This is a genomic window from Iodobacter sp. BJB302 (genome assembly GCF_002735645.1).
GTDB lineage: Bacteria > Pseudomonadota > Gammaproteobacteria > Burkholderiales > Chitinibacteraceae > Iodobacter.
The window spans coordinates 1-14840 of sequence record NZ_PDZG01000091.1; the positions used below are offsets into that span (position 1 = coordinate 1).

Below are 14840 nucleotides of genomic sequence, written 5' to 3' on the forward strand. Positions count from 1 at the left end.
TAAGCTAGTACTTACTGGCTTACTTTATTCAGAGCAACCATCGCTGGCTACTCCTTACTCATGTAAGCACTTGTTTCGCTTCCGAATCAAGCACTCACACTCATCGACTGTATTTTTTTAAAGATCGGCTCGCTTGCTCGAACACCGTGTTGCTGTGTGTGCTGCAGCGAGAGGCCGAAATATACGGACCTCGCCGTACCAGGTCAACCACCGCCGTGCAATTAAAGCGTAGTAATACGTTAAGTTGTTGATTTAGATAAGAAGCAGCATCGACAATAAATGTCGCATTTTCTACAAAACAAAAACGCCGCAGTTAACCCGCGGCGTTTTTATTGCTTTAAGAACTCAAATCGCTGCTGATTTAGCGCTTAACCCCATACACTTTGCCATTTGGCAGGGTGATGGTGATATCGCTTGGCACAGTCAGCGGCATAAATACGCGCATGCCGATGGTGATGGTTTTGCCTGCACTAAAATCTGCAACGCCCCAGCCTGATTCTTTCATCGCATAGGTCAGACGATGGAAGCCATCTGGCAGACCGCCCACATTGCCTGTTTTTGTACCGGCGGTTGTTGCTGTCCAAGTGCCACCGCTATAGATATCCACTAAATTCTCTACGCCATTGCCTGCAGGTGGATCGCTAGGCTTGAGGTATTGAACTTCAGAAGGAATCAACGGTGTGGATGGTGCAACGTTAAATGAAACCTTGGCACCGGTTAAGTTGACGGTTGAGTTGTTTTTCAACTTCAGGCCAATCGCAAGTGGATAGTTATCATCCCCCTTAGGTTTATAACCAACCATATCAACCGAGACATCCAGCAAATCTGCCGGGCGAACAAACTTCTCATCACCTGCTTTTGTGCCATAAGGTGCAGCTGCACGCATCTTCGTTGCTGCCAGTTTGGTCAGTGTGCTGCCCATGGAGTAATAACCCAGGCCATTTTCTGATGGCTTGCTGTAGTCCCCTGCCATTTCCCAGAACATGATACCGCCAGCGCCCTGGTCAATTGCGTACTGAACTTTGGCAGCAAAAGACTGCTCATTTTCAGTCGACAAGAACACTTTGGTGGTTGGATTCCACAACCAAGAAGCTTTAGCCACATCGTCGTAGTTTTCCTGGTATGTGCCACGCACTTTGGCTTCCGGACGGCTTTGGTCATGGCCATACTGAGTAAAGTAAGGCGCACTCAGACCATCACGCAGATTATTAACGTGCCAAAGCGGGTTAACCCCTGCATACATTTCATTGCCATCCGCATCCCGGTCAAACCAGAGATTATCAATCCCCTGAGCGCCTAAACCGCAAGGTGCACCTGCTTTGGCGCTCAATGCATCCGGGCCTAAATTACCACCCGTGCCGAGATAGCATTTTTTCTGATCGGCCAGAGCAGAGATGCCCCACAGACCATTGGTGCCGCCAGCTACATTTTGCGAACCACGGGTGTAATAAGGCAGGCCGATATTAATACGACCACCTGCAAGCGCGGTGCGGAAGTATTTATAAGCCCAGTCAATATTCAGATAGCCTTGTGAATTGTAATAATGCGCATCGCCACCGGAGTAAATCTTGGCATCGGCGATCTCATTATCTTTACCTGTGTCGTAGAGCGGTGCATTGTGACCCACAAAGTGGTTCCATGCGCCGTGCAAGTCGTACGTCATCATATTGACGTAATCCAAGTATTTAACGGCCTGCATGGCTTCCATACCACGCAATAAATAGCCAGATGATGGGGACGCAATCGTCAGCATGTAGTACTTACCTTTTGCTGCTGCCGCCTTATCCAGCTCAGTACGTAATGTTTTGGTCAGGGCCATATAGCCTTTCCACAATTCACCACGATGAGCGTTACCAATCTTCCAGTCTTCCGGATTACCCGCATCATTCATTGAGGTTGGATATTCATAATCCAGATCAATCCCGTCAAAGCCATATTTTTCTAGGAACTCAACGGCCGACTTAGCAAAAATGTCAATCCGGTCCTGACGCACTGCGCCTGTTGCAGCATCGTTGGTCAAGGCATAGTAGCCACCGCTAACGGTACGGCCATCGGCATCGTTGAAATAACCGCCTGTTTCAGCCCAGCCACCCACGGACAGCAGCAGCTTCACCCCCTTAGGCGCGTTTTTGTGCAGCATATTAAAGTGGCCTTTGTACGGCAGGCTGTTATCCAGCGCGTATTTAGGATCACCTTTTTTATCATCGAATGTGATGCCGACTGCGGAGTTTTTAGGGTCTGCTGTGTTACCAACCGAAACTTGCCAATTGCTATCAATATGCGCAAAAGCATAATTGACGTGGGTAATGTCATTCCACGGGATATCCGCAGCCAGATAAGAATTAGGCCCGGAATTACGCCAGTTAGTGAAGTAGCCGATAGAGCGGCGTTTCATATTGTTTGGCAGCTTCTCACGCCCATTTACATCGTACACATCGCAATAAGGCACATTTGCAACATCAGTGACCAAACCTTCAGGCTGACAAGCAACGCTTGGAGCTGGAGTAGGCACCGGGGTTGGAACTGGCGTTGGTACTGGGGTAGGAACCGGTGTTGGTACTGGCGTTGGCACCGGAGTAGGAACCGGTGTTGGTACTGGCGTCGGTACTGGTGTAGGAACCGGAGTAGGCGTAGAACCGCAAGCCCCCAGATCCAGCCAGGGCTTGCCTGCGCCTACATTGCTGGACGGCACATCGCCCTGAGTCCACCACTGCGCTTTATAGTTGCGACCTGCGTAGGTCACACTTTGGCCGCCCGAATAAGCGGTCGTTGACGACCATGCTAAGAAACAGCCAGCGGGAGTCGGTGCTGGTGTTGGAACTGGTGTTGGAACTGGTGTTGGAACTGGTGTTGGAACTGGTGTTGGAACTGGCGTCGGTACCGGTGTTGGAACTGGCGTCGGTACCGGCGTTGGAACTGGCGTCGGTGCCGGTGTTGGAACTGGCGTTGGAGCTGGGGTTGGTGTACCACCAGCCACCAATTCCCAAGGACCCCACTGCTCAGCACCAGGCACATTGCCCTGAGTCCACCATTTAGCTTTCCAATCTTTCCCAGCATAGCTTACGGTCTGCCCGGCAGTATATGTGCCGGAAGCAATCCACGCTGGTGCAGAAAAAGCTTGGGCGGCAACAAAGGCGGCCGGAATGGCCGCCAGCATAAAGCGACTAAATTGCGACATAGTTTAAGTCTCCATCCATCTTATGAATTGGCGTTATCTGTCAGCATCAAGTGGTATTGATACTGCAAATACGGATCTATTATTTTTGTAATAATTACGTAAGATAATCATTTGCAGAATACTTCTGAAAACAACTAAATAATACGTAACTGAGATTAGCCACTAGCGTATTTACCATGTCAATAGTCTATTCCCCGCTCGCATACAGAAAAAACAAACAACCTCTACCCATGTATACAAAAACTACACAGTCCAGTGTTTTTCTTTTCAGACCATCCAACAAAAAAAACACAACTACCTGATTTTTATTAATAATTAGAACAAAGAAACCATGTAACAAAGGAAATAACATTAAGCTAATGTAGTTATTAAGCGATGCTATATGTAGTTTAAATCAGAAAAAAAGAGGTTTTTTTGATACAAAGCTTGCCGCAGCCAGCGTTAACCCCTAACAAAACACTTGAAATACTTTCCCAATTCTTTCGTTAGCTGTTGCTTCGGATGGGCAATACCATCCCGGCAAAACGTCTTACAAAAAATCAGCAATTTCTTATGAATGGACTTAAAAAAAGTACCCAAGTGGACCTATACAAAAAGCAATTGTGATCAATACCTTGCTGATCTGCGCTGCATCTGATAGAAACCGAACTGACTCTTTGACCTGCCATTCATTATGCTAATTCGTAAACTGTTTAAATTTGAAAACGCGCACATCGTGCGCAACTGCTCCAGCGAGCGCTGCCGCAGCTCGATTCACGGGCACAGCTATCGTGTTGAAGTGCTGCTGGAAGCAAATGCACTGGATCATGGCCAGATGGTTTATGACTTTGGCCTGATGAAAGGCACGATCCGCGATGTGGTAGATGCCTTTGATCATGCGGTGTGCTTTTGGGATAAAGACGACGCGGAATATATCCGCCTGTGCAAACAATTCTCTACCCGCTGGATTGCCATGCCGGTATCGCCGTCTGCCGAGCAATTTTCCCGCATGTTTTTTGTGATTATCGATGCCCTGCTGCAGCAGACCGTAATGGCCAATGGCGAAGCCGATGTCACTCTTCACTCTGTCATCGCCCACGAAACCGACACAGGCTACGCACAAGCTTTCCGTGCCGATGCCATCAATGAGCGTATGGGCATTATTCGCTTGGAAGATGTGGTGTTTTCAGAGCAGTGCCAGGCAGAATGGAAAGATCCAGAAATGTATAAAAAGCTGCTCGACGGCCAGCGGTTTATCAACCCGGCAGTACCCAGACAAGTTGAAGCCTGAGCATTTATGCCTCAAATCAGCAGCAAATAAAAAAGCGCGACCCATGGGCCGCGCTTTTTTTGATCTGAGCGAGGAAAGAGCGATTAAATCTCTACCTGCATCCCCATTTCAACCACCCGGTTGGGCGGGATCTTAAAGAAATTAGTCGCACGCGTTGCATTACGGCTCATGATGCTGAAGAGATTTCTGCGCCACCAGCTCATGGCAGGATATTTGGCCTCGACAATGGTTTCCCTTGAAAGGAAATAAGAGGTCTGCATGCTGTCAAACACCAGCTCTGGCTGTAATTGCTCTACCTGAGCCAAAATAGCCGGCACGCTTGGCTCTTCTTTAAAGCCGTATGTGGCAATAATCTGGCAGAAGCTCTCACCTAATTTACGCACCACCACCCGCTCTCTGGCTGCTACATAAGGAATATCTGTCGTAAGCACAGTCATAAACACCACGCGCTCGTGCAGCACTTTATTGTGTTTCAGATTATGCAGAAGAGCATGCGGCACCGAATCGGTACTCGCCGTCATAAAGATAGCCGTGCCTTCTACACGCTGTGGCGGGCTTGCTTCCAGGGCTTCTACAAAACCAGCCAGCGGCAGCTCACCATCGTGCATACGCTCACTCAAGAGCTTGCGGCCGTACTTCCATGTTGTCAGCAAAGCAAACACCATCAGCCCGATCATCAGCGGGAACCAGCCACCTTCGTGCAGTTTAAGCAAATTGGCAGAGAAAAATGCGAGATCAATAACCAGCAAGAACGATAGAACAAACCAGATCAGCAAGCGATTCACTCGTGATGCATCACGCCCCAGCACAATAAATGCCAGCAAAGTGGTAATGACCATCGTGCAGGTCACGGCAAAACCATAAGCCGCAGCCAGATTGCTGGAGGTGCGGAATGCCAGCACCAGCAGAATCACTGAAACCAGAAGAAACCAGTTAATTTGCGGGATATAAATCTGGCCAATCTCATTCTCGGATGTATGCTGGATATCCATACGCGGGCAGAAGCCCAGCTGCACAGCTTGGCTGGTCATCGAATACGCACCCGATATCACCGCTTGGGATGCAATCACAGTGGCACAGGTTGCCAGCACCACCAGCGGCGCTAAAGCCCAGGCGGGAGCCATCAGAAAAAATGGATTCTTAATGGCCTCCGGGCTGTGTAAAAGCAGCGCCCCCTGGCCAAAATAATTTAAGACCAGAGCAGGCAGCACCAGTAAGAACCATGCGTAGCGAATAGCAGGCCGGCCAAAGTGGCCCATATCTGCATACAGCGCCTCAGCCCCTGTCAGGGACAGCACCACCGCACCCAGCAACACAAAAGCCAAACCGGGCTCAGCTGCAAAAAAATGTACGGCATGGATTGGATTCATCGCCGCCAGCACATCCGGGGATTTAATGATATTCCAAACCCCAAGCGCAGCAAGAATGGCAAACCAGACCAACATAATCGGGCCAAACAGCTTACCGATGCTGGCGGTGCCCCTTGCCTGCATCATAAACAGTGCAATCAGGACAATAATGGTGACAGGAATAATATAAGCATCCAGCTGATGCGAAATCACACCAATCCCTTCTAAGGCTGAGAGCACCGATACCGCAGGGGTAATCATGCTGTCACCGTAAAACAGGGCGGCTCCAAAGAGGCCAAGACCCACAATGATCGCGTATTTTCTTGACCCGGGGGCAGCAGAGCGCAGTGCTAAAGCCATGAGGGACAACACGCCGCCTTCGCCACGGTTATCCGCACGCAAAATGAAAACAACGTATTTCAAAGACACGACCAGCATCAGCCCCCAAAAAATCAGGGATAAGATGCCCAGAACATTAAAGGCAGACAGAGTCAGCTCTGCATGATTAAAACATTCTTTAAGTGTATAGAGCGGACTGGTACCGATATCGCCATAAACGACACCGATCGCTCCGACGGCCAAACCGGCTATTTTTTTTGGATCACGATCCAAACTTGATGCTGAAGACATATTTTATTGTGGCCTAACAGAAGGTCGGCGGATTATAACGCTGGCTTTTGCAAAACAGCTGACTTTTTGGACAAATCTTGCGGCAGTGCAATACGACTCCAATCAAAAAAAGGCCCGGGATCGCTTTTTCTAGCTGGTGCAATCTGGCTGTGTCCCAGCAAATGCTCTATTGGGTATTCTGCCGCTAAAACTTTCAGCAGTGCGTTTAGCTTCTGATACTGAGCGGCTTCAAACGGCACAAAATCAGAGCCTTCCAGCTCGATTCCTATCGAAAAATCATTACAACGCTCCCTGCCCTGCCAGCTGGAAACACCAGCATGCCAAGCTCTTTTTGAGCAGGGTACAAATTGCAACAACTCCCCATTGCGACGAATCAGAAAATGCGCTGACACCCGCAACTCAGACAACTCATCGTATGACGGATGTTTGCCAGCATCCAGGGAATTCGTAAACAAACGCTCAATATCATCCCCGCCAAAGGGCTGGCCCGGCGGTAAATGAATATTGTGAATCACCACCATATCCACGGCCATCCCAGGGGCGCGGGCATCGCAATTAGGGCTGGGCACAATACGCGCCTGATTACACCAGCCTTGCGCATCAAATTGCATGTTTGACTTCCTTATCCGGCGTACGGTCAGTAGGGACCGCCCGGCAACACTTCAATTACTGAATTCCCAGCCGGTCTAAGCGATAACGCAGGCTGCGAAACGTGAGGCCAAGTATTTTAGCGGCCTGAGTACGATTAAAACGTGTTTTTTCAAGCGCCTCTAAAATCACCTGCTTTTCTACCCTATCCAGGTAATCCTGCAAGGGGAATTTATCCCCCAAATCCAGTCCTTCTTCTACCTCATGATCGCTCAGGCTGAGTTGTAAATCAGCCGCAGTAATCGCATGGCCATCCGCCAGCGCCAAAGCCCGCTCCAGGACGTTTTCCAGCTCGCGCACATTGCCAGGAAAATCGTAACGCTGCAGTGCTGTGAGCGCATCAGGCGCAAAATCAGGTAATTTTTGCCCGTTTAATTTAGCCACCCGCGCTAAAACATGCCGGGCAATCACTAAAACATCGCTGCCCATTTCTCTTAATGCGGGCATACGCAGCTCAATCACATTCAGCCGGTAATATAAATCCTGCCTGAAACGCCCCGCTTCCACACACTGACTCAAACTTTGATGCGTGGCAGAGATAATCCGCACATCCAGCGCCTCCTCAACGGTGGCACCTAATTTTCTCACCTTGCGTTCCTGAATAACCCGCAATAATTTAACCTGCATGGCAAGCGGAAGATCCGCCACTTCATCCAAAAACAGAGTACCGCTATTGGCGGCATGAAAGAAACCGTCCCGGTCTTCATTTGCACCGGTAAAAGCCCCTTTCTTATGACCGAAAAACTCGCTTTCCATTAAGTTTTCCGGAATAGCGCCGCAATTTACCGCCACAAAAGGCTGCTTGGCACGGCTGGAGCTGGCATGAATCAGACGTGCAGCCCGTTCTTTGCCTGAGCCAGACTCTCCTGTGACATAAACAGGCGCTTGGCTCTTGGCTAATTTAGCAATCAGCTCTAATGCATGCTGCATGGCCGCCGACTCACCCAATAAAGGGCGATCACTTGCTTGGGATGCAGACATATCGTCAAGCGCTAAGGCGGATTTCACCAATAAACGTAGCTGATCCAGAGCAACCGGCTTAGCCAGATAATCAAATGCACCCGCTTTGAGCGCGGCCACTGCATTATCTGTGCTGCCATAGGCAGTAATCACCGCGACAGGCACATCCATTTCTTTGTCCAGGATATGGCGAATAATTTCTAGGCCCTCACCATCCGGCATACGCATATCCGTCAGGCACAGGTCATACGCTACTTTATCCAGCCTGGCACATGCATCCTGAACGCCATAGGCACAATCAACTTCTAAGCCCATTTTGATCAGCGTTAGCTCAAGCAGCTCAGCAAGATCATGCTCATCATCCACCACCAATACACGTTTACTGTTTTTATTGATTTTTTTAGCCATTACCACTCCTGACGCACAACTAGCCGCAGATTTTAGGATACTAAAGTGACTCTGGCGATCAGCCCAAGGCAGAACCCCGTTTTACTGAGAAGAAAAGGCCCGCCCTCCAAGGGCGGGTGCACAATCCGCTTAAATTAAATTCTTTTGCCCATAGGTATAGCCAAATACAATCCGGAAACAGGTTCCAGTCTCAGGTGGTGCAACGTATTCCAGCACTGCACCATTGGCAGCACAAATTTCACGCGCAATATATAAACCCAAACCAGTGCCCTTGGTTTCGGTGGTAAAAAAAGGCTCAAACAACTGTGTTTGCGCATCTGCCGCGACTGGCGGCCCGTCATTACGCACATCCAAAACCCAGTGCTCGTTTTCCCGCCAGACTTTAAAACTCAGGCTGCCCGCCCTTTTTTCACAATAACGCCAGCCATTGCGGGACAGATTCCACATCACCTGATGCAAATGCCCCGGATCAAAACGAATTTCAGCATGAGCCGGGCACTCTAAGGCCAGCTCAACATGAATTTCCTCCTGCATACTGAATTGCTCAACAAAAACCGCCAGCCAGTCTGCCAACTTAATCTGCACCATTTGCACGCGATCGCGGCGATTAAGCTCTAACACATCTTTCACCATACGCTCTAAGCGCTGGCCATTATCATCAATAATGCGGGTCAGCCGCTTAATCAGCGCATTATCCTCAGCCTCCTCACCCAATAACTGTGCCGCGTGCGTGATCGCGCTCAAAGGATTTCTAATTTCATGCGCCAGATTAGCCGTTAAACGCCCAAGCGCTGCCAGCTTTAGTTGCTGAGCCTCCCGGCGCAATTTATCTAAATCTTCTAAATAAATCAGCACATTGCCATGTGAATCATTTGAAAGCGAAATAAAACGCGGCCTGAGTGTTTTACGAGTTAAAGCTGTAGTAATTAAATTGGGGCTCTCTGAGGGGTTGCTCCGCCAGCGGGCAAGCGCCACCGCGATCACCGGCATTGCATGTAGTAACACCCCTTCTGGCCGCATACCCGCTAAGCGAATCGCCTGCTCATTACACTGGCGGATCACACCATTTGCATCCACCACCAATACGCCATCAGACACATCTTGCAAAATACGCTGATTAAGCTGCCCCAGATTAGCCAGATCAACCCCGCGTTGCTCAGCCAAAGCCTCGCTGGCCTGAGCAAACCGGGCTAGGCGATGCGCCAGCCACGCCACCGCAAAAGAAGCCACACATAATAAAGCAGGCGGTAAGTAATCGCTGGCGCTCGCATTACCCTGCCAGATTTGCCAGGTTTGTTCGCTTAACAGCGCAATACTTGCCATTGCGGCATGAAATAAAGTCATCCTCCCGCGCGAGATCAGCCCTGCCGCTGCCAGATAAGGCAGCAGCAAAGTGCCAATACCACTGCGCAAGCCGCCAAACAAATGCATCAGCCCCACAATAAACAGCACATCCGTGGCCACCTGAATACTCAGCTGTATTTCAAAACCAGGCCGCCGGTGGCGAATACCTAAGGCAAATAACAGAACTAGAAAGCTATCAACACCGGCAAGGGCAAGAAATGAATACCAGCTGCTGACATCATTCAGTGGCTTATAAGCCAGCCAGAGTACGCTGCAAAAAATGCCGATATTGGAAAGAAGGCGAAAAGCATTCAGCAGCGCTAAAGAGCGCCAATGCATTTCAGTATGAAAAGCGGAAGAGGAATTGGGCATGGGGCGGAAGGAGATACGCGGGCTAAGAAAAAACCTCAGCCCGCGTTGGGTAAGCACTAGTGGCCTGAAAAACGCATGGCGCGAGCCACACGCTCAGGTGCTTCTTCAAAGAAACGTGTCAGTTCAAAAAGGGCAGATTCATACACCGTACGCTTGAATTCAATCACCGAATCCAGTGGTGACCAATATTCTGTCCAGCGCCACGCATCAAATTCCGGATGCGTAGTGCGGCGCAAGCACACATCAGAATCGTGCCCTGTCAGGCGAAGCAAAAACCAAATTTGCTTTTGCCCCCGGTACGTACCGCGCCATTCGCGGCGAACCCAGTTTGTCGGCACATCGTACTTCAACCAGTCCCTTGTGCGGCCAATGATTTCAACATGCTGAGGGCCTAATCCGACTTCTTCCATCAGCTCGCGATACATCGCCTGTTCGGGTGTTTCACCCTGTTTAATACCGCCTTGCGGAAACTGCCACGAATGCTCTCGCACTCGTTTACCCCAGAACACCTGGTTTTGCCGGTTGATGATGATGATGCCGACGTTAGGCCGATAGCCATCACGATCGAGCATATCCTTACCTGCGTAAATTGCTTAGTTAACTCGATTTTTCCACATCCTACCCTGCTTGGAAACAGGTATTGCTCGCAAACTGGAAGTTAATCGCAGAATTTATATAAATAGTTTTCTGTCATTGTGCGGATTCATCCGGGCCAGATCACTCACAAACTCAGGGAACTCAAGCCCCAGCTGGGTTTCAAGCACTTTGGCACGCTCTGCCAGCTTGTCCCAGGTTGGGTTGCCCTGCCCCGAACAAAAAGCAAAAGCAATCACATTTCCCTTCTGTCTTGCAGGTAAACACAGCACCCGCCCTTCAAAAACTTCTCCAAGGCGTTCTAAATAATGGTTAAAGCGACGATCGGCACCCCATAAATTCACCGCCAGCACACCATTATTGGTCAGCCTTTGCTTGCACGCATTGAAAAAATCAACGGTGGCTAGTGGCTCTGCAATGCCCGTCGCCGAGTAAGCATCCATCATAATCAAATCGCTTGAATCCTCTGCCATATTGTAGACATAGGCAGCGCCATCCGTGCACAACACTTCAAGCCGGTCATCATCGGGCGGCAGGCAAAACATTGAGCGCGCCACCGAAATCACCTGCGGATGCAGCTCAGCGCAAGTCAGCCTGGTATCCACCAGCTTATGGTGTACCCATTTAGCAATCGATCCGCCACCAAGGCCAATCAAAAGTGCCGTTTTAGGCAGCTCAGTAAACAATAAATAGCCAAACATGCAGCGCGAATACGAAAGAATCATTTCATTCGGATCAGATACCCGCATCGCGCTTTGCGTATCGTCTGCACCGAAATGCAGTTTACGAATACCCTGCGATTCGGACACATCAATCATGATTTCATCGCCACCACGGCGGGGAGTGCGTCGGCCCAGCATCAGGCTTCTCCACAGGCATCAACATGGACAGGCTTACGGCTATCCATAATTGAAATCCGAGCCGGATCGCTAAAGACTTCCTTATCAAAAGCCTTATCGCCGTCATCACGCGGCTGGCCGTCGGCCTTAATATTGGCAAAATCATAGCGTTTAGGATCAGCCAGATGCGAAGGCACTACATTGCACATCGCGGTAAACATGGTTTCCAGGCGGCCAGGAAAGCGCTTATCCCAGTCGCGCAGCATATCGGCAATAATCTGCCGCTGTAAATTGGGCTGAGAGCCACATAAATTACACGGAATAATGGGGAATTCGCGGGCATCGGCGTAGCGAACAATGTCTTTTTCTTTACAATAAGCCAGTGGGCGAATCACCACATGCTTACCGTTATCCGACACCAGCTTAGGCGGCATGCCTTTCAGCTTGCCACCGTAAAACATATTTAAGAACAGTGTGCTGAGAATATCGTCACGATGATGGCCAAGGGCAATCTTGGTCGCGCCAATTTCCTCTGCTACACGGTACAAGATGCCACGGCGTAAACGTGAACACAGGCTACAGGTGGTTTTACCTTCTTCAATCACCCGGGTGACGATGCTGTAGGTATCTTCCTCAATAATCCGGTATTCAACGCCAATGCCTGCCAGATAAGTCGGCAAAACATCCTCTGGAAAGCCCGGCTGCTTCTGATCCAAATTAACCGCAACAATGCTGAAGTTAATCGGCGCAGATTTTTGCAAGCCAAGTAAGATATCCAGCATGGTATAGCTGTCTTTACCGCCAGACAGGCACACCATCACCTTATCGCCATCCTCAATCATATTGAAATGATTGATCGCATCGCCCACATTGTGGCGTAAGCGTTTGGCGAGCTTATTAAAATTGTACTGCTGTTTTTTTTCCGCTTCGGAAAGAGTTGAATCAGTCATACGGGGCACCAATACAGAGCAGGGCGCATCGCGCCCTGCTGTAGATTCTTGAATTAATGCGGATTTTACCCGATTCAGACGGATTGCCCTAGATTCAGCGCTATTTTTCCCAATAAATATAAAATGCCAACGCCGGTGAGCGCAGCCTGTCCGCCCTATTTAGTCCCACAATTCCGCACGAATCCAAGGCATCATCACCTCAATGATTACCAATCAAGCTACTGCTAATTTCAATCGTGCCGGTCAGCAATTTATGCACCGGGCAGGCATTGGCGATTTTCAGCAATTGCCCACGCTGCTCTTCACTTAAGTCCCCGGTCAGGGTGATCTTGCGGCTGATCACACTGTGCTGCGGTGCAGGCTTACCATCAGGATTAAACTGCAGCTCAACATGCACATCAGTAAGCGACCACTGCTTACGTTCTGCATACATTTGCAATGTAATTGCAGTACAAGAACCCAGGCTAGACAAGAGCAAATGAACCGGCGAAGGCCCGGCATTGGCCCCGCCCATTTGAACAGGCTCGTCAGCCAGCCAGTGATGGCCAGACTCGTCTGAAACTGAAATGGTGTACGGCGTTCTCCCCGTCTTGGCTGTAACGACGATCAAGCTTTCCATAGTTAACTCCCATTTTGCAGTGCGATGAAGGGGGCACGATTAAGTGCCCCCTTTTTTTAGGATTACTTAGCTGCAGCGGCCTTGCTATAGCTTGAAATCAAATTACGATAATCAGGGATATGCTTGGAGAACAAAGCACCCAAGCCATCAATATCATTACGCCAGTCACGATGTAGTTCACCTGCCACGCCAAACCATGTTGTCAGTTGCGCTCCTGCTGCAGACATCCTATCCCAAGCTGCCTGGCGGGTAATATCGTTAAATGTGCCAGACGCATCTGCCACAACAAACACCTCATAACCCTCAGCCAAGGCAGATAACACGGGAAATGCAACACAAACCTCGGTTACAACTCCTGCAATCAACAACTGTTTCTTGCCCGTAGCCTTAACCGCCTTAACAAAATCTTCGTTATCCCAAGCGTTAATCTGGCCGGGGCGGGCAATATAAGGCGCATCAGGAAAAATCTCTTTTAGCTCAGGAACAAGCGGGCCATTTGGGCCATCTTCAAAGCTCGTGGTTAAGATAGTTGGCAGCTTGAAATACTTAGCCAGATCAGCCAAAGCCAGCACATTATTTTTAAATTTATCCGGATCAATATCGCGCACCAAAGACAATAATCCTGCTTGATGATCGATCAAAAGAACGGCAACTTGGTCTTTATCTAGGCGTGCGTAAGATGTGCTCATGGTGTTTTCCTTAAAATTGATCATATATTTTCATTAATTAAAAAAATAAGCGCTGCCGTTAAACAGGCATTTGCCCAAATTTGCCGCTATTGAAGTCCGCCATGGCCTGCATGATTTCTTCCTGCGTATTCATCACAAAAGGCCCGTGCCCGACTACTGGCTCATCAATCGGCTCACCACTAAGCAGCAGCACCACGGCATCACTATTGGCCTCAATCGCCACACTGCTGCCAGCGCGATCCAGCAGTACCATTTGTGTTTCGTTAGCCACCGTATTGCCATTGACCGTTATCGAGCCGTGCAATACAAAGAGCCCCGCGTTCCAGCCCTCAGGGATCGCCAAATCACTGATGCCGCCCTGATTCAGGCGTAAATCCAAAACATTCATCGGCGTAAAGGTACGCGCAGGGCCTGCTTTTTCATCGTATTGCCCCGCAATCACCCGCATCGTCCCAGTAGCATTTGGCAAGGTAAGTGTTGGAATCTCTTGGCTAACAATGGCCTGGTAAGCAGGATCCGTCATTTTGTCTTTGGCAGGCAGATTGACCCAAAGCTGAACCATCTCCAGTACACCGCCCGAGCGGGTAAACGCTTCGGAATGAAACTCGTCATGCAAAATACCCGAGCCAGCAGTCATCCATTGCACATCTCCCGGGCCAATCACACCGCCATTGCCTGCGGAATCCCGATGCGCCACTTCGCCTTTATAAACAATCGTCACCGTTTCAAAGCCACGATGCGGATGCTGGCCAACACCTGCCGGCTTGGCAGATGCAGGAAACTCAGCAGGCCCTGCGTAATCCAGCAGCAAAAATGGGCTTAAATGTTTGCCATGATTTGAATACGAAAACATGGAGCGCACACAATGCTGTTCACTTTATGATTTTTATTCCCCAGTTATGCCGTTGATTAAGAATTTCCGTGCCTTTTCTACTTGCAAAATGCTTAGTTCGTCGTTTCACAACCCGCGGATTACTGCGTCCTGTTGGG

At 49.6% G+C, this 14840-nt stretch carries 12 protein-coding genes; 1 reads left to right on the forward strand and 11 read right to left on the reverse strand.

The window, feature by feature from the left end; all coding sequences use genetic code 11:
• Positions 1–361: 361 nt before the first annotated feature.
• Positions 362–3178: a glycosyl hydrolase family 18 protein gene (locus CSQ88_RS23075; protein ID WP_180273748.1), complete on the reverse strand. Its 2817-nt coding sequence runs from the start codon at positions 3176–3178 to the stop codon at positions 362–364.
• A gap of 673 nt (positions 3179–3851) precedes the next feature.
• Here CSQ88_RS23075 and CSQ88_RS20080 point away from each other — a divergent pair.
• On the forward strand, positions 3852–4448 hold the full coding sequence (locus CSQ88_RS20080) for a 6-carboxytetrahydropterin synthase (protein ID WP_099399851.1): 597 nt from the start codon (positions 3852–3854) through the stop codon (positions 4446–4448).
• 83 nt (positions 4449–4531) lie between these two features.
• Here the strand turns inward: CSQ88_RS20080 and CSQ88_RS20085 are convergent, their stop codons facing one another.
• From CSQ88_RS20085 to CSQ88_RS20130, 10 genes are all read right to left on the reverse strand, one after another.
• Entirely contained in the window at positions 4532–6427 is a 1896-nt protein-coding gene (locus CSQ88_RS20085; protein ID WP_099399852.1) for a potassium transporter Kup, read from the reverse strand.
• Between the two features lie 32 nt (positions 6428–6459).
• A complete protein-coding gene (gene ampD, locus CSQ88_RS20090; protein ID WP_099399853.1) occupies positions 6460–7038 on the reverse strand; it encodes a 1,6-anhydro-N-acetylmuramyl-L-alanine amidase AmpD in 579 nt (192 codons plus the stop codon).
• A gap of 55 nt (positions 7039–7093) precedes the next feature.
• The gene (locus CSQ88_RS20095) at positions 7094–8443 is read right to left on the reverse strand and encodes a sigma-54 dependent transcriptional regulator (RefSeq protein ID WP_099399854.1); all 1350 of its coding nucleotides are present in this window, start codon (positions 8441–8443) and stop codon (positions 7094–7096) included.
• A gap of 129 nt (positions 8444–8572) precedes the next feature.
• Positions 8573–10159, reverse strand: a complete 1587-nt coding sequence (locus tag CSQ88_RS20100; protein WP_099399855.1) for a PAS domain-containing sensor histidine kinase — start codon at positions 10157–10159, stop codon at positions 8573–8575.
• Between the two features lie 56 nt (positions 10160–10215).
• Complete coding sequence (locus CSQ88_RS20105) at positions 10216–10731, reverse strand: RNA pyrophosphohydrolase (RefSeq protein WP_099399856.1); 516 nt, start codon at positions 10729–10731, stop codon at positions 10216–10218.
• Between the two features lie 99 nt (positions 10732–10830).
• Entirely contained in the window at positions 10831–11613 is a 783-nt protein-coding gene (locus CSQ88_RS20110) for a fused MFS/spermidine synthase (RefSeq protein WP_099399857.1), read from the reverse strand.
• On the reverse strand, positions 11613–12542 hold the full coding sequence (ttcA, locus tag CSQ88_RS20115; RefSeq protein WP_099399858.1) for a tRNA 2-thiocytidine(32) synthetase TtcA: 930 nt from the start codon (positions 12540–12542) through the stop codon (positions 11613–11615). The genes CSQ88_RS20110 and ttcA overlap by 1 nt, the downstream gene beginning before the upstream one ends.
• Before the next feature lie 199 nt (positions 12543–12741).
• Entirely contained in the window at positions 12742–13161 is a 420-nt protein-coding gene (locus CSQ88_RS20120; protein WP_099399859.1) for an OsmC family protein, read from the reverse strand.
• A 62-nt stretch (positions 13162–13223) separates the two neighbouring features.
• The gene (gene ycaC / locus CSQ88_RS20125) at positions 13224–13850 is read right to left on the reverse strand and encodes an isochorismate family cysteine hydrolase YcaC (protein WP_099399861.1); all 627 of its coding nucleotides are present in this window, start codon (positions 13848–13850) and stop codon (positions 13224–13226) included.
• Positions 13851–13908: 58 nt separating this feature from the next.
• A complete protein-coding gene (locus tag CSQ88_RS20130; protein ID WP_099399860.1) occupies positions 13909–14703 on the reverse strand; it encodes a pirin family protein in 795 nt (264 codons plus the stop codon).
• Positions 14704–14840 lie beyond the last annotated feature (137 nt).

What these genes read in the sequence shown, in the direction of transcription:
- CSQ88_RS23075 (WP_180273748.1), bottom strand. Translation starts at nt 3,178, where the DNA reads ATGTCGCAATTTAGTCGCTTTATGCTGGCGGCCATTCCGGCCGCCTTT.
- CSQ88_RS20080 (WP_099399851.1), top strand. Translation starts at nt 3,852, where the DNA reads ATGCTAATTCGTAAACTGTTTAAATTTGAAAACGCGCACATCGTGCGC.
- CSQ88_RS20085 (WP_099399852.1), bottom strand. Translation starts at nt 6,427, where the DNA reads ATGTCTTCAGCATCAAGTTTGGATCGTGATCCAAAAAAAATAGCCGGT.
- ampD (WP_099399853.1), bottom strand. Translation starts at nt 7,038, where the DNA reads ATGCAATTTGATGCGCAAGGCTGGTGTAATCAGGCGCGTATTGTGCCC.
- CSQ88_RS20095 (WP_099399854.1), bottom strand. Translation starts at nt 8,443, where the DNA reads ATGGCTAAAAAAATCAATAAAAACAGTAAACGTGTATTGGTGGTGGAT.
- CSQ88_RS20100 (WP_099399855.1), bottom strand. Translation starts at nt 10,159, where the DNA reads ATGCCCAATTCCTCTTCCGCTTTTCATACTGAAATGCATTGGCGCTCT.
- CSQ88_RS20105 (WP_099399856.1), bottom strand. Translation starts at nt 10,731, where the DNA reads ATGCTCGATCGTGATGGCTATCGGCCTAACGTCGGCATCATCATCATC.
- CSQ88_RS20110 (WP_099399857.1), bottom strand. Translation starts at nt 11,613, where the DNA reads ATGCTGGGCCGACGCACTCCCCGCCGTGGTGGCGATGAAATCATGATT.
- ttcA (WP_099399858.1), bottom strand. Translation starts at nt 12,542, where the DNA reads ATGACTGATTCAACTCTTTCCGAAGCGGAAAAAAAACAGCAGTACAAT.
- CSQ88_RS20120 (WP_099399859.1), bottom strand. Translation starts at nt 13,161, where the DNA reads ATGGAAAGCTTGATCGTCGTTACAGCCAAGACGGGGAGAACGCCGTAC.
- ycaC (WP_099399861.1), bottom strand. Translation starts at nt 13,850, where the DNA reads ATGAGCACATCTTACGCACGCCTAGATAAAGACCAAGTTGCCGTTCTT.
- CSQ88_RS20130 (WP_099399860.1), bottom strand. Translation starts at nt 14,703, where the DNA reads ATGTTTTCGTATTCAAATCATGGCAAACATTTAAGCCCATTTTTGCTG.